Origin of the sequence: Stappia sp. 28M-7, from assembly GCF_014252955.1 — a bacterium.
Lineage (GTDB): Bacteria > Pseudomonadota > Alphaproteobacteria > Rhizobiales > Stappiaceae > Stappia.
In genome coordinates, this window is the sequence record NZ_JACMIA010000001.1 from 3,961,399 (window position 1) to 3,975,513 (window position 14,115).

Below are 14,115 nucleotides of genomic sequence, written 5' to 3' on the forward strand. Positions count from 1 at the left end.
CAGGCGGCGCGGCGGTGCCAGAACCGCCGCGCCGCAACCTCAAAGCAGCGATGGCACCAGCGTCGCCAGCGGCGGGAACACATAGACCGCGACGGCAATGCCGAGGATCATGATCCAGTAGGGCGCAAGGCCGCGGAACACCTCGGACAGTCGCAGCTCCTTGTCCGGGATCGCCGCCAGCACCACGAAGGCGCCGATGCCGAAGGGCGGCGTCAGCACGCCGGCCTCGATCACCAGGATGCCGACGATGGCGAAGACCACCGCGTCGATGCCCATCGCCTGCGCGATCGGCCAGAACAGCGGCACGGTCAGCAGCATGATCGAGATGCTGTCGACGAAGCAGCCGAGCACCAGCCAGATCGCCGCCATCACCAGCACCGTGCCGGTCGGGCCGAGCTCCATCGTCTCGAACAGCATACCCACCACCTGCGGGATGCCGGCGAGCGCCAGCAGCTTGGAATACATCGCCGCGCCCAGCAAAAGCAGCATGATCGGCGTGACCACCATGCCCGCCTCGCGGGTCGCCTCGACGATGGCACTCCGGCTCATGCCCTTGGCGAGAGACAGCAAAAGCGCACCGGCAAGGCCGACGGCGCTTCCCTCCGTCGGGGTGAAGAAGCCGCCCCAGATGCCGCCGAGCGTGACGACGATGATTGCCAGGATGCCGAAGATTCCGACCGGATCGGGACGCGGTGCGCTTTCCGGCGCAACGGCGGTCTCGGCTTGCACGATCTGCGGATTGCGGATCGCCCGCACCACGCAATAGAGCGCGAAGAGCACGGCCAGCGCGATACCCGGCAGGACGCCGGCCGCGAACAGCCGGCCGATGGACTGCTCCGTCAGGATCGCCCAGACGATCATGAAGACCGACGGCGGGATCAGGAGGCCCAGCACCGACGACCCGGCGATGCAGCCGGCGGCGAAGCTGCGGCGATAGCCGGCTGCCTGCATCGAGGGATAGGCGATGTGGCTGAAGGTGGCGGCCGCCGCGACACCGACGCCGGTCACCGCCGCGAAGAAGGCGTTGCCCGCGACCGTTGCCACCGCAAGGCGCGCCGGCACGCGGGAGAAGGTGCGGTTGGCGGCGGAAAAGAGGTCTGTCGCAGCGCCCGAGCGGGCGATCAGCAGGCCCATCACCGCAAACAGCGGGATCACCATCAGATTGTAGTCGCGAATGCCGTCGAAGGCCGTCTGCTGCAACAGGCCCAGCGTCATCCACCAGTCCTGGAACAGCAGGTAGAGCCCGACGGTCGAGCCGATGAGGAAAGCCAGTGCGATATGCACGCCGGCCAGCGCCAGCACGAAGATGAGGCCAAGGGCGATGACCGCGGTCTGTTCGATCATCGCGCGGTCCTCCGCAGGACGGAGCGGGCCTTGCTCAGGAAGGCGACCGCCAGCATGCACCACAGCAGCGCGACCACAAGGCGCACCGGCCAGGCGGTGACGCGGAACGCATCGGTGCCGAAGAACTCGTGGGTCCGGTAGGCCTGCTCGATGGGTTCGACGGAGATCGCGGCAAGGCACAGGAACAGCGCCGCGCCGACCAGATTGGCCAGCGTCATGGCAAGCTTCAGCACCGCGCCTGGCAGCTTTTCCAAAAGCAGCGTCATCTGCAGCAGCCGATCCTGCAGCAGCGCCTTCATGGCCTGCAGGAAGGTGACGAGAACCAGGGCGATAGCAACGAGGTCGGCCGTGCCGGCGAAGGGGCGCCCGAAGGCAAGACGGGCGCACACGTCATAGACGATGAGCCCGGCACAGAGATAGACGACGAGGCTGCCGAGATCCGCCAGCAGGCTCGACGCCCGGTTGATGAAGCGTTCCATGTCTTTCCACCTGTTGGACGGACGGCACCGGACGGCAGCCGGCCGGACTGAAAGCCCGGCCGGTAACCGCCACTCAGAACTGGTAGTCCGTCGGGAAGGTGTAGCCTTCCTCGCCGAGGATCCGGATGTAGGTCCTCAGCACCTCCGCGGTGGGATAGCCGCGATCTTCCAGGCCGGCAATCGAGGTCACCGGAATGTCGGCCACCGCCCTCGCCCAGCGCGCGCGCTGCTCGTCGGAGAGATCGCGCACGGTGATGCCCTCGGCCGCGAGCTTCTCGGCGAGCTGGCGGTCGCGCTCGGCGCTCCGCTCGGCAACGATCACCGCCGCCTCGGCGGCCACCTCGTCGATGATCGCCACCACGTCCTCGGGCAACCGCTCGCGGGTGTCCTTGTTCATGAAGGAGACGAAGGTCGCCAGCGAGCCGAAGCCGGTCCGGGTGAAGGTCGAGGAGACTTCCTTCAGCTGGAAGGCCTCCATGCCGGAGATGAAGAACAGGCTGCCCTCGGCAAGGCCGGTCTGCATCGCCTGGTAGTGTTCGCCGATGCCGAGATTGACCGGGACGGCGCCGATGGGCACGAAGAGCGGCGCGTTGGTGCCGGCCATGGCGATGCGCCGGCCCTTGAGCTCGTCGATCGCCGTCCAGTCGAAGCTGGTGGCAAGGCCGTAGGCCTCGGTGACCATCATCGACAGGATATGGGCGTTGTAGGGCTCCATGCTCTCCTGCAGGCTCGGCACCTCGGCCAGCATGCGCGAGGCGACGCGCCCCTGCAGCACCGGGTCGGACGTGGTGAAAGGCACCATGGCGCTGTAGTTCAGCAGGGCAGCGCGCGACTGCTCGAAGCCGATGGGCGACAGGCCGATGTCGAGCGTGCCGCGCTGCACCGCCTCGACGGCGCCGTCGACCTTGGCGACGCTGCCGCCCCAGGCCTTGATGAAGCGGATGTCGTGACCCGTGCGCTCCTTGACCCGCTTCTGCACCTCCTCGGCGAAGAACGTGTCATAGGTGGCGATATAGGTCAGGCCGGTGGTGTGCCCGCCGCCCATGCGCAGCAGGAAGCTGTCCGCCTGCGCCCCGATGGTGCCGCAAAGCAGCAGGGCCGCCCCGCAGACGCTGCCGCTAAAACCCTTGATCCACGTGCCCAGTTTCATTTTTTCCCTCCCAGGTATTCCTGCCTCAGATGGCTGCAAGCACTGTGCGTGCAAACTCCTCCGGGGCGTTGACATAAGGATAGTGTCCACCGGAAATTTCCCGGTGGCCCGCCTCCGGCCAGCTGTCGCGGAACAGGGCCCTCGCCCGCTCGCCGACAATCGGATCGTCATGGCAGTCGACCACCGTCACCGGACCGGCGAAGCGCTCGCCCGGCGGTACCGGCAGCGACGAGGTCACTTCCAGCAGGCGGCCTTTCAGGTCTTCCGCCGCCAGCCATCCGCTCATGGCCTGCAGCAACAGCTCCGACAGCATCGCGGGCGGGGCCGAGGCCGCGCGCTCGCGCCATTCCTCGCGCAAGCTCGCCGTCGGCGTTGCCGCGATCGCGGCATGGTCGAACAGCGGATGCGGTTTGAGGTCCTCCGCCTCGACGAAGCCGTTGCACAGGATCAAGGCGCGGAACGGCCCGTCCGTGGCGGCGTGCTGCAGCCACCAGGCGCTGTAGGAGCAGCCAAGGGCAACAGGCGCCGCGAGCCCGAGCTCCAGTGCCAGGCGCTCGGTGCGCCGGGCAAGCTCGCTCGGGGCGAGCGTGCCAGGATAGTCGACCAGCACCGGATCCACGCCACCGGCCGCCAGCAGCGGCGCGGCAAGGCAGAAAAACTCCGAAGTGCCGCTCGCCCCCGGCAGCAGCAGCACGGGCCGCCCCGACGGGGAGGCGGACCGACGAAACGACAGGGCGCCGTCCGCGCCCTGCGTCTTGGGGAAAGCCGCATCCAGGGCGGCAAGCGGCTCTCCCGTCAGATGTGCGCCAGTGGCCGCCATCAGTTTTCCAGCAGGCCCCGCTCGCGCAGCTCGTCCATCGAGCCCGGCGAGAACTCGGCCTTCGGCTGGTTGCCGCCGATCACGAACATCAGCAGATGCTCCTTGTCCGGCTCGTCGAAGGTGATGTTCTCGAAGCGGCGCTGCACGCCCGGGGGGAACGAGATGACGTCGTGCGGGCCGAGCTCGAAGGCCTCGACCTGGCCGTCGACTTCCCACGAACAGCGCCAGCGGCCGGTCATCGGAATGAAGGTCTCGTTGGTGTCGTGGTTGTGCATCATCGGCCCCTTGCCGGGCTTGGCATGGCAATAGCCGAGATTGAAGCCCTCAGAGATCTTGATCGACGCGTTTTCCGCAGCCTGTGCGCCCACCGGCGAGGTGGTGGCGACATCCTCACCCTCCGGCGGCTGGAAGCCGACCACGTTGTACAGCGTGCGCTTGCACTCCGGATGATTGCTGTCCGGCAGTCCGCCGTCGAACCCCTTGAGTTCGGAGAAAAGGGCAACGCGCTTGCGCATCTCCTCACGGGTGACGCGGATCGTCTTCAAAGCCATTACGACCTCCCTGGCCTGGTTGCGTGATAACCGGCATTGCCGGTTTTGCCCTCCGTGCAACTACGGAGAACTATCACGATGGAGAATGGCGCGAGCAGATCGATTGCAGCAATCGGCTGACCTTGATATGCCTTATTCGATATCCGAATAGCTGAAGAGTAAGAGATGGCTGGCCCCGACTACAGCCTGAAGGACCTGCGGGCGCTGGACGCCCTGTTGCGCGACCGGCATGTCAGCCAGGCGGCGAACCGGCTCGGCATGAGCCAGCCGGCGATGAGCATGACGTTGAAGCGCCTGCGCACGGTTTTCGACGATCCGCTGCTGATCCGGCAGGGAAACAAGCACGTCCTGACCGACGTGGCGCGCGGCCTGCACGAACGGGTGCAGATCCTGATCCGCGAGATGGAAGGGCTGGTCGACGACAGCGGCGGCTTCGATCCGCTGCGCTCGCGCCGCACCTTCACGCTGATCCTGACCGACTATATCGACGCGATCCTGATCCCCTCGCTGCAGCAGCGGTTCAGGGACCTCGCACCGGAGGTGCGGCTGCGCATCGTCGGGCCGGACCCGTTCCGCCTCGCGCGTGTCTTCGGCGAGGGCAGCGTCGACCTGACGGTGTCTTATTTTCCCGATGCGCCGGGCGACCTGATCTCCCGCCGGATGTTTTCCGACAGGATGGTGTGCCTTGCCAGGCGCGGCAATCCGGCCCTGTCCGGCGACCTGACACTGGCCGGGTTCTGCAATCTCGATCATGTCGCCATCGAGCCGGCCGAGGCGACCATGTACCGCGCGGTGCTGGACGAATCGCTGGCCAAGCTGAACCTGGTGCGCCGGGTGGCCATCTCCAAGCCGGACTTCGTCGGCGTGCCGTTCCTGCTCGAGCGCTCGGATCTCGTGGCGACCATGCCCGAGCGCCTTGCCCGGCTGTTCACCGCGAAATTCGACCTCGTCACCTTCTCGCCGCCGATGGACCTGCCGCCGCTCGACATCCAGATGATGTGGCACAAGAGCACCCACCTGTCGCCGGCCCATGTCTGGCTGCGCGACCAGGTGATTCAGGTCTGCCGGCAGCAGTCCCCGGGAACCGAGGCGGACTGAGGCTCCTTCAAGCCCCCTTGAGCGCGCGCCGTGCCAGCCGGTCGAGAGACTGCAGGAAGCGGGACCGGTCGCCCTTGGAGAAGGAGCGCCCGCCGCCCTGGTGGAAGGGATCGGCGGCGCGGATGTCCTGCATCAGGTCGCGTGTCGCCAGCCGTCCGCCGATATTGGCGGCATCGAGAACCTGTCCGTCGTGCTGCACCACATGCGCCCCCGCCTTCACGCAGCGGTCAGCAAGCGGCAGGTCGGCGGTGACGACCACGTCGCCGGGACCGCAGTGCTCGGCGATCCACTTGTCGGCCTCGTCCGGACCTTCCGCGACGACCTTCAGGGAGATCAGGCGGTTGGAGGACGGGCGCAAACCGCCGTTGCATACGAGCACGACCGGCACATCGAGCCGGCTCGCGACGCGCTCCACCTCGTCCTTCACCGGACAGGCATCGGCATCGACATAGATCGTGGTCACGCCCCTACTCCCCTTGCCGCCAAAGCGTTGCGGACGCAGCGTGCCGCGCCGCCCCGGTGCCGGCCCTTATAGGGGGTCTTTCGAGAGAGCGAAATCCGGAGGGCGGAAATCGATGCGACCGGGGCGCCGCTCAGGCGGCCTGCTTCGGCTTGCGGATGGCAGGCGCGGCCTCGACCACCAGCGGATCGAAGCCGGACCCGTTCTCCGCCAGCATGGCGAAGAGCTGGTTGCGCATGCGCGGCTCCCAGAACTTGCTGATGTGATCGGCGATCCCGGCCACGGCCTCGTCATGCGGACGGGTCCGGAAAAAGCCGGCGATCTGGTTGGCCATGTAGGTCAGTTTGTCAGGCGACATCTTGCAGGCTTCCCCCGATGATCCTCTGCGGATGCGTGAAGAGTTCGAATTCGTCGCCGCGCGCGACGGCCGCGAGCGTGATGCCGGCGGCCTCGGCCTCGTCGACGGAAAGGGCGGTGGGCGCGGAGACCGCGACCAGCAGGCCGCAGCCGGCAACCGCCGTCTTCTGGACCAGCTCGATGGACAGCCGGCTGGTGAGAACGACGGCGCCCGTGGCCATGTCGATCCCGGCGCGCGCCGCCGCACCGATCAGCTTGTCGAGCGCGTTGTGCCGGCCGACATCCTCGCGCACCAGCACCAGCCCGCGCTCGCTCTGGTAAAAGCCGGCGGCGTGGACCGCACGCGTGCGCAGGTTCAGCGCCTGCATCTTGGCCATCGCGGCAACGGCCCGCGACACCTCGGCCGGCGCAAGACGCAAGTCGGCGGCGACGGGCGCGGTCTCGCGCATCGCCGCCTCCAGGCTCTCGATCCCGCACAGTCCGCAGCCGACCGGCCCGGCCATCGACCGGCGCCGCTCGGCAAGCCGCTGGCCCGCATCGCCGGCAAGGCTGACCTGCAGGTCGAGGCCGCGGCCGCAATCGACCGTGGCGACCTCCTCGATCTCCGCCACCGAGGCGACAAGCCCCTCGGTCAGCGAGAAGCCGTAGGCCAGATCCTCCAGATCGGCGGGCGTTGCCATCAGCACGGCATGGGACGTGCCGTTGTAGCTGATCGCAACCGCCGCCTCCTCCGCCAGTTCCCGGGTGGAAGCGGCGAAGCGACCATTGCGATAGGCGGTGCCGGAGGCAGGGCGATGCGTGACCATGCGGCTACTCGGCAGCCTCGATCCGCCGCGACAGGGCCGAGAACTCCTCGTATTTCTCCTGCCAGTCGGTCGGGCCGTTGGACGGCATCACCTGCACCGCCGTCACCTTGTATTCCGGGCAGTTGGTCGCCCAGTCGGAATAGTCGGTGGTGATGACGTTGGCCTGCGTCGTCGGGTGGTGGAAGGTGGTGTAGACCACCCCCGGCGACACACGGTCGGTGATCTGCGCCCGCAAGGCCGTCTCGCCGGAACGGCTGGCCAGCTTCACCCAGTCGCCGTCCTTGACGCCGCGCGTTTCCGCGTCGTGCGGATGGATCTCCAGCACGTCCTCCGCATGCCACACCACATTGGCGGTGCGCCGGGTCTGCGCGCCGACATTGTACTGCGACAGGATGCGGCCGGTGGTGAGGAGGAGCGGGAAGCGCGGCCCGGTCTTCTCGTCCGTCGCCACGTAGTCGGTGCGGATGAACCGTCCCCTGCCTCGCACGAAGCCGTCGACATGCATGATCGGCGAGCCGTTCGGCGTCTTGTCGTTGCACGGCCACTGCACCGAGCCCTTCTTCTCCAGCATCTCGTAGGAGACATTGGCGAAGCTCGGCGTCGTCGCGGCGATCTCGTCCATGATCTGCGAGGGGTGGGTGTAGGACCAGTTGGCGCCCATCGCATTGGCCAGCATCTGGGTCACCTCCCAGTCCGCATAGCCGTTGCGCGGTGCCATCACCTTGCGGACCCGGTTGATCCGGCGCTCGGCGTTGGTGAAGGTCCCGTCCTTCTCCAGGAAGGTCGAGCCCGGCAGGAAGACGTGGGCGTAGTTGGCGGTCTCGTTGAGGAACAGGTCGTGGACGATGACGCAGTCCATCGCCGCAAGGCCGGCCGAGACATGGCGCGTGTCGGGATCCGACTGCAGGATGTCCTCGCCCTGGCAGTAGAGCCCCTTGAAGGTGCCGTCGACCGCCGCATCCAGCATGTTGGGAATGCGCAGGCCCGGCTCGTCGGAGATCTCGACGCCCCAGAGCTTTTCGAAGATGTCGCGCACCTCCTGGCCGTTGACATGCCGGTAGCCGGGCAGCTCGTGCGGGAACGAGCCCATGTCGCAGGAACCCTGCACGTTGTTCTGGCCGCGCAGCGGATTCACGCCGACGCCCGGCCGGCCGATATTGCCGGTGAGCATGGCAAGGTTGGCGATGCCGATGACTGTGGTCGAGCCCTGGCTGTGCTCGGTGACGCCAAGACCATAATAGATCGCCCCATTACCGCCGCGGGCATAAAGCCGAGCCGCCTCGCGCAGCTCCTGCGCCGGGACGCCGGTCAGCGTCTCGACCGCTTCCGGGCTGTGCTTGGCATCGGACACGAACTCCACATAATCCTGGAACTCGTCCCAGTCGCAGCGCTCGCGGATGAAGGTCTCGTCGAACAGCCCTTCGGTGACGATGACATGGGCGATCGCCGTCACCACGGCGACATTGGTGCCCGGACGCAGCGCCAGGTGATGCGAGGCCTTCACATGCGGCGTCTTCACCAGGTCGATGCGGCGCGGATCGACGACGATGAGCTTCGCCCCCTGACGCAGACGCTTCTTCAGCCGCGAGGCGAAGACCGGGTGACCGTCGGTCGGATTGGCGCCGATCACCACGACCACGTCGGCATGCTGGACGCTGTCGAAGTCCTGGGTGCCGGCGGAGGTGCCGAAGGTCTGGCCGAGGCCGTAGCCGGTCGGCGAGTGGCAGACGCGGGCGCAGGTGTCGGTGTTGTTGTTGCCGAACACCGCGCGCGTCAGCTTCTGCACCAGATAGGTTTCCTCGTTGGTGCAGCGCGAGGACGTGATGACGCCGATGGCGTCCTTGCCGAGCTCGTACTGGATGGCGCGCAGCTTCGTCGCCGCGAAGGTCAGCGCCTCATCCCAGGACACTTCCCGCCAGGGGTCGGTGATCTTCTCGCGGATCATCGGGCTGAGGATGCGGTCCTTGTGCGCGGCATAGCCATAGGCGAAGCGGCCCTTGACGCAGCTGTGGCCGCGGTTCGCCTTGCCGTCCTTGTAGGGCACCATGCGCACCAGCTCGTCGCCGCGCATCTCCGCCTTGAACGAGCAGCCGACGCCGCAATAGGCGCAGGTCGTGACCACCGAATGCTCCGGCTGGCCGATCTCGATCACCGACTTTTCCTGCAAGGTCGCCGTCGGGCAGGCCTGGACGCAGGCGCCGCACGAAACGCATTCGGAGGACAGGAAGTCCTCGTGCATGCCCGGCGAGACGCGGCTGTCGAAGCCGCGCCCCTCGATGGTCAGCGCGAAGGTGCCCTGCACCTCCTCGCAGGCCCGGACGCAGCGCGAGCAGACGATGCACTTGGACGGGTCGTAGGTGAAATAGGGGTTGGTCTCGTCCTTCGGCATCCAGCGGGCGTTGACCTCGCCCAGCCCGTCGCGCGCCTTGACGTGGTTGTCGCCCTCATGGCCGTAGCGCACGTCGCGCAGGCCGACCACGCCGGCCATGTCCTGCAGCTCGCAGTCGCCATTGGCAGCACAAGTCAGGCAGTCGAGCGGATGGTCGGAGATGTAGAGCTCCATCACCCCGCGGCGCAGCTGCTTCAGCCGGCCGGTCTGGGTGTGCACCACCATGCCCGGCTCCACCGGCGTCGTGCAGGAGGCCGGCGTGCCGCGCCGCCCCTCGATCTCCACCAGGCAGAGCCGGCAGGAGCCGAAGGCATCGACCATGTCGGTGGCGCAGAGCTTGGGGATCTGGATGCCGGTCTCCATCGAGGCCCGCATCACGGAGGTGCCTTCCGGCACGGTGACCTCGAAGCCGTCGATGGTCAGCGTGACCGTCTTTTCCGACGTCGAGGCCGGTGTGCCGTAGTCGGTTTCCTTGATCAGGGTCATCGGTCTACTCCGCCGCTTCGGCCATCGGCCGGGGGGTGAAATCCTGAGGGAAATGGGTGAGCGCGCTGAGGACCGGATAGGGCGTGAAGCCACCGAGCGCGCAGAGCGAGCCGGCCTTCATCGTGTCGCAAAGGTCCTTCAGCAGGTCGACCTGCTCGCCGGAGCGCTCGCCACCAGCGATCTTGTCCAGCGTCTCGACGCCGCGCACGGCGCCAATCCGGCAGGGCGTGCACTTGCCGCAACTCTCGATCGCGCAGAACTCCATGGCGAAGCGCGCCTGCTTCAGCATGTCGACCGTGTCGTCGAAAACGACGACACCGGCATGGCCGATCAACCCGTCCTGTGCCGCGAAGGCCTCGTAGTCGAACGGCGTGTCGAACAGCGCGGGCGGGAAATAGGCCCCGAGCGGGCCGCCGACCTGCACCGCGCGCACCGGACGGCCGTTCGCCGTGCCGCCGCCGATCTCGTTAACCAGGGTGCCCAGCGTCACGCCGAAGGCGGTCTCGTAGAGCCCGCCATGGCGGATATTGCCGGCAAGCTGGATCGGCATTGTACCACGCGAGCGGCCGACGCCGAAATCGCGGTAGAAGGCAGCGCCCCGGTCCATAATCACCGGCACGGAGGCCAGAGACAGCACGTTGTTGACCACCGTCGGCCGGCCGAACAGGCCGCGCAAGGCCGGCAGCGGCGGCTTGGCCCGCACGACCCCGCGCTTGCCCTCCAGGCTGTTGAGCAGCGAGGTCTCCTCGCCGCAGACATAGGCGCCGGCGCCGACGCGCACCTCCATGTCGAAGGCGTGGCTCGAGCCCAGCACCGAGGCGCCGAGAATGCCCTCCCGGCGGGCGATCTCGATCGCCTCGCTCATGATGGCGATGGCATGCGGATATTCGGAGCGGGTGTAGATGTAGCCCTTGGTCGCTCCGGTCGCGATGCCAGCAATCGCCATGCCCTCGATGAGCACGAAGGGGTCGCCCTCCATGATCATCCGGTCGGCGAAGGTGCCGCTGTCGCCCTCGTCCGCGTTGCAGACGATATACTTGCGGTCGGCCTCAGCCTTCAGGACCGTGTTCCACTTGATGCCGGTAGGAAAGCCGGCGCCGCCGCGGCCGCGCAAACCGCTCTCGGTCACTTGCGCCACGATCTCCGCCGGCTCCATGGCAACCGCGTTCTGCAGCCCGCGCAGGCCCTTGTAGTGGCGATAGTCCTCAAGCGAGAGCGGGTCGGTGACGCCGACGCGGGCGAAGGTCAGCCGGGTCTGGCCCTTGAGAAAGGGAATCTCCTTCGTCTCGCCGTGGAACAGCGGATGCTCGCCGCCGTCCAGGAACCCGGCGTCGAACAGGCCGGGCACGTCCTTTGCCGTGATCGGGCCATAGGCGACGCGGCCATGGGCGGTGCGCACCTCGACGAGCGGCTCCAGCCAGTGCATGCCGCGCGAGCCGTTGCGGACGATCCTGGCCTCAAGGCCGCGGGCGGAGAGTTCGCGCGCGATCGCCTTCGCGACCCGGTCGGCACCGACGGCAAGCGCCGCGGAGTCCCTGGGAACGAAGATCACCGGGGTCATCGGCCTGTCTCCTTCACCAGCTCGCGTATCGCCGTCTCGTCCAGCCGTCCGTGCAGCTCGCCGTCGAGCATCGCCGCCGGGGCGCAGGAACACAGGCCGAGGCAGTAGACCGGCTCCAGCGTGACCCGCCCGTCCGGCGTGGTCTCGTGCCAGTCGATGCCGAGCGCGGAACGCACGCCGTCGGCAAGCGCGTCGCCGCCCATGGACTGGCAGGCCTCGGCCCGGCAGATCTTCAGCACATGGCGGCCCGCCGGCTCCTTGCGGAAGTCGTGATAGAAGCTCGCGACGCCGTGCACCTCGGCCCGGCTCAGATTGAGCGCCTCGGCGATGGTGCGCAGCGCCTCTTCCGGCACGCAGCCGAACTCCTTCTGCACCTCGTGCAGGATCGGCAGCAGCGGCCCCTCGAGCTGCGCAAGGTCCTCCACGACGGCCTGCGTCCGTTCCGCGACCTGTCGTGACGACAGTTGCAATGACATGCGTTTTCTCCCTCGCCTCGCCCGCTTTCCGGAAAGTCCGAAATGCACGGAGAAACATCAACATCACTGTTCCGTTGTGCGATTGCACATCCTTATAGATGAGCAATCGACTCCACTTTACGCCTTCTCCCCGGCCCGGCCTCGCGAGGACGCACGGCGCCGGCCGCGCCGGATGAGCGGCGCGCGGGGCAAAAACACGAAACAGCGGCAAGGAGGTCCGGGGCGCTCGCGCCCCGGACCCTGGGATCAGACCCTGGGGTCAGACCCTGGGATCGGGCCCTGGGATCGGGCCCTGGGGGATCGCCTCAGGCCTTGGCCGGCTGCGCGCCCTCGGGGCTTGCACCCTTCGCGCCTGCTCCCGCGGCACTCTCCATGTGATGCCTGGCATCGACCGGCCGCACCAGGGCATTGGCCACCAGCGCGATCACCAGCAGGGCCGCCATGGCATACATGGTGGTGTTGTAGAGGCTCGACGTCGGATCGACCGTGCCGGCTGGCGCGATCTCCATCAGCTGGGCCACCGTCACCGTCTTCGCCGCCACCAACTGGTCGAGCTGCTCGACGCCCGCGCCGAACTTCTGGACGAAGGCCTGCGGGTCCACCTTGAACGCAAGGTCCCGGATGGCGCTGTTGAGCGACATGTTGCGCAGCTCGGTGATGGCGAGCGGCCCCAGGACACCGGCGGTGCTCCAGGCGGTCAGCAGGCGTCCGTGGATGCCGCCGACATACTTGGTGCCGAAGATATCGGCGAGATACGCCGGGATCGTCGCGAAACCACCGCCATACATCGTGAAGATGATCATGGTGGCGCCGTAGAACATCACCAGCCAGGTCACCGCCGGATCGACGCTCACCTGTGCCGCCGCGAAGGGGATCGACAGGTACAGCAAGGTGCCGAGCACGAAGAAGCAGTGATAGGTGTTCTTGCGCCCGATATAGTCAGACGTGGAGGCCCAGAAGAACCGGCCGACCATGTTGAACACCGAGATCATGAACACGTAAGTCGCCGCGAAGGCGGAGTTCACGATCAACGGCAAGGTGGTGCCGAAGATCTCCGACATCATCGTCTTGGCGACGCCGATCACGCCGATGCCGGCGGTCACGTTGAAGCACAGCACGATCCACAACAGGTAGAACTGCGGCGTCTTCAGCGCCTGGTCGATATGGACGTTGTTCTGGGTGATCATCTTGCGCGAGGCCGCATCCGCCGTCGGCGGCGTCCAGCCGGCCGGGCGCCAGCCCTCGCGCGGCACGCGGTACGAGAAGGCCGCGATGATCATAACGACGAAATAGGCGATGCCCAATGTGAAGAAGGTGCCGGCAGCGCCCGTGTTGCCGGTGCCCACCACATAGATGCCTTCCTGCAGGGCGACGGGTGCGGCCGCCACCTGCTTGGCACCGGCGAGCACCACCTCGACCATCTGGCCGTTGACCTCGGCAAGCCGGCGACCGCCCTCGGTGACGAGATCGATGGAGCCGAGCGGACCGAGATAGTCCGGCGCCTTGTAGAACACGCCGAGCAGCCACTCCTTGATCGGCGTCGCGATCATCGCACCGCCGCCGAAACCCATGATCGCCATGCCCGTCGCCATGCCGCGGCGGTCCGGGAACCAGCGGATCAAGGTCGACACCGGCGAGACATAGCCAAGGCCCAGGCCGCAGCCGCCGAGCACGCCGTAGCCCAGATAGAGCAGCCACAGCTGGTGCGTCATGATGCCGAAGCCGCCGATCAGGAAGCCGCCGCCCCAACACAGCGCCGCCACCACGCCGACCATGCGCGGGCCGACCTCTTCCAGCCACTTGCCCGCAAAGGCCGCCGACAGGCCGAGAAAGACGATGGCGACGGAGAAGATCCACACGACCGACGACAGGCTCCAGTCGCCGGGCGCTGCGGCCACGACGCCGAACTGCTTGATCAGCGGCGGATTGAAGATGCTCCATGCATAGACGGAGCCGATGCACAGGTGGATGGCAATGGACGCCGGCGGAACCTTCCAGCGGTTGAAGCCGTCCTCTGCGACGATGTGTTCCTTTTTCAGCCAGTCAAACATGCACCTGTTCTCCTCCCGTGCACGGTTGTCGAGGCAGTTCCGGATCGCATGCCGCGCCGTTGACCGGATCGTCGGCAGCCCCCGGCC

At 67.2% G+C, this 14,115-nt stretch carries 13 protein-coding genes; 1 reads left to right on the top strand and 12 read right to left on the bottom strand.

Going from position 1 to position 14,115, the window contains the following annotated elements:
• Positions 1 to 39: 39 nt before the first annotated feature.
• From H7H34_RS17820 to H7H34_RS17840, 5 genes are all read right to left on the bottom strand, one after another.
• On the bottom strand, positions 40 to 1,344 hold the full coding sequence (locus H7H34_RS17820; RefSeq protein WP_067219383.1) for a TRAP transporter large permease: 1,305 nt from the start codon (positions 1,342 to 1,344) through the stop codon (positions 40 to 42).
• On the bottom strand, positions 1,341 to 1,823 hold the full coding sequence (locus H7H34_RS17825) for a TRAP transporter small permease (protein WP_185925981.1): 483 nt from the start codon (positions 1,821 to 1,823) through the stop codon (positions 1,341 to 1,343). The genes H7H34_RS17820 and H7H34_RS17825 overlap by 4 nt, the downstream gene beginning before the upstream one ends.
• Positions 1,824 to 1,896: 73 nt before the next feature.
• A complete protein-coding gene (dctP, locus tag H7H34_RS17830) occupies positions 1,897 to 2,973 on the bottom strand; it encodes a TRAP transporter substrate-binding protein DctP (protein WP_067336147.1) in 1,077 nt (358 codons plus the stop codon).
• Between the two features lie 25 nt (positions 2,974 to 2,998).
• Positions 2,999 to 3,793, bottom strand: a complete 795-nt coding sequence (locus tag H7H34_RS17835) for an alpha/beta fold hydrolase (RefSeq protein WP_158592708.1) — start codon at positions 3,791 to 3,793, stop codon at positions 2,999 to 3,001.
• Positions 3,793 to 4,344: a cupin domain-containing protein gene (locus tag H7H34_RS17840; RefSeq protein WP_067219373.1), complete on the bottom strand. Its 552-nt coding sequence runs from the start codon at positions 4,342 to 4,344 to the stop codon at positions 3,793 to 3,795. The genes H7H34_RS17835 and H7H34_RS17840 overlap by 1 nt, the downstream gene beginning before the upstream one ends.
• A 165-nt stretch (positions 4,345 to 4,509) precedes the next feature.
• Here H7H34_RS17840 and H7H34_RS17845 point away from each other — a divergent pair, with 165 nt between their 5' ends.
• Entirely contained in the window at positions 4,510 to 5,442 is a 933-nt protein-coding gene (locus tag H7H34_RS17845) for a LysR family transcriptional regulator (RefSeq protein WP_185925982.1), read from the top strand.
• 7 nt (positions 5,443 to 5,449) lie between these two features.
• Here the strand turns inward: H7H34_RS17845 and H7H34_RS17850 are convergent, their stop codons facing one another.
• The 7 genes from H7H34_RS17850 to H7H34_RS23540 form a co-directional block, all read right to left on the bottom strand.
• Entirely contained in the window at positions 5,450 to 5,905 is a 456-nt protein-coding gene (locus H7H34_RS17850) for a YaiI/YqxD family protein (protein ID WP_185925983.1), read from the bottom strand.
• A 130-nt stretch (positions 5,906 to 6,035) separates the two neighbouring features.
• Complete coding sequence (locus tag H7H34_RS17855) at positions 6,036 to 6,260, bottom strand: formate dehydrogenase subunit delta (RefSeq protein ID WP_067219362.1); 225 nt, start codon at positions 6,258 to 6,260, stop codon at positions 6,036 to 6,038.
• Entirely contained in the window at positions 6,250 to 7,065 is an 816-nt protein-coding gene (gene fdhD, locus H7H34_RS17860) for a formate dehydrogenase accessory sulfurtransferase FdhD (protein ID WP_185925984.1), read from the bottom strand. Before fdhD ends, H7H34_RS17855 begins: the two co-directional genes overlap by 11 nt.
• A 4-nt stretch (positions 7,066 to 7,069) precedes the next feature.
• Positions 7,070 to 9,940: a formate dehydrogenase subunit alpha gene (gene fdhF, locus H7H34_RS17865; RefSeq protein WP_185925985.1), complete on the bottom strand. Its 2,871-nt coding sequence runs from the start codon at positions 9,938 to 9,940 to the stop codon at positions 7,070 to 7,072.
• Positions 9,941 to 9,944: 4 nt separating this feature from the next.
• Positions 9,945 to 11,501: a formate dehydrogenase beta subunit gene (locus tag H7H34_RS17870; RefSeq protein ID WP_185925986.1), complete on the bottom strand. Its 1,557-nt coding sequence runs from the start codon at positions 11,499 to 11,501 to the stop codon at positions 9,945 to 9,947.
• Positions 11,498 to 11,977, bottom strand: a complete 480-nt coding sequence (locus H7H34_RS17875) for a formate dehydrogenase subunit gamma (RefSeq protein WP_185925987.1) — start codon at positions 11,975 to 11,977, stop codon at positions 11,498 to 11,500. Before H7H34_RS17875 ends, H7H34_RS17870 begins: the two co-directional genes overlap by 4 nt.
• A 305-nt stretch (positions 11,978 to 12,282) precedes the next feature.
• Positions 12,283 to 14,028 carry an OFA family MFS transporter gene (locus H7H34_RS23540; protein ID WP_185925988.1) on the bottom strand — a complete coding sequence of 582 codons (1,746 nt, stop codon included), beginning with the start codon at positions 14,026 to 14,028 and terminating at the stop codon, positions 12,283 to 12,285.
• Positions 14,029 to 14,115: the final 87 nt, after the last annotated feature.

Bases quoted from the DNA above. Each gene is read 5' to 3' on its own strand.
- fdhF (WP_185925985.1), bottom strand. From the start codon at position 9,940: ATGACCCTGATCAAGGAAACCGACTACGGCACACCGGCCTCGACGTCG.
- H7H34_RS17875 (WP_185925987.1), bottom strand. From the start codon at position 11,977: ATGTCATTGCAACTGTCGTCACGACAGGTCGCGGAACGGACGCAGGCC.
- fdhD (WP_185925984.1), bottom strand. From the start codon at position 7,065: ATGGTCACGCATCGCCCTGCCTCCGGCACCGCCTATCGCAATGGTCGC.
- H7H34_RS17840 (WP_067219373.1), bottom strand. From the start codon at position 4,344: ATGGCTTTGAAGACGATCCGCGTCACCCGTGAGGAGATGCGCAAGCGC.
- H7H34_RS17845 (WP_185925982.1), top strand. From the start codon at position 4,510: ATGGCTGGCCCCGACTACAGCCTGAAGGACCTGCGGGCGCTGGACGCC.
- H7H34_RS17835 (WP_158592708.1), bottom strand. From the start codon at position 3,793: ATGGCGGCCACTGGCGCACATCTGACGGGAGAGCCGCTTGCCGCCCTG.
- H7H34_RS17870 (WP_185925986.1), bottom strand. From the start codon at position 11,501: ATGACCCCGGTGATCTTCGTTCCCAGGGACTCCGCGGCGCTTGCCGTC.
- H7H34_RS17855 (WP_067219362.1), bottom strand. From the start codon at position 6,260: ATGTCGCCTGACAAACTGACCTACATGGCCAACCAGATCGCCGGCTTT.
- H7H34_RS23540 (WP_185925988.1), bottom strand. From the start codon at position 14,028: ATGTTTGACTGGCTGAAAAAGGAACACATCGTCGCAGAGGACGGCTTC.
- H7H34_RS17825 (WP_185925981.1), bottom strand. From the start codon at position 1,823: ATGGAACGCTTCATCAACCGGGCGTCGAGCCTGCTGGCGGATCTCGGC.
- dctP (WP_067336147.1), bottom strand. From the start codon at position 2,973: ATGAAACTGGGCACGTGGATCAAGGGTTTTAGCGGCAGCGTCTGCGGG.
- H7H34_RS17820 (WP_067219383.1), bottom strand. From the start codon at position 1,344: ATGATCGAACAGACCGCGGTCATCGCCCTTGGCCTCATCTTCGTGCTG.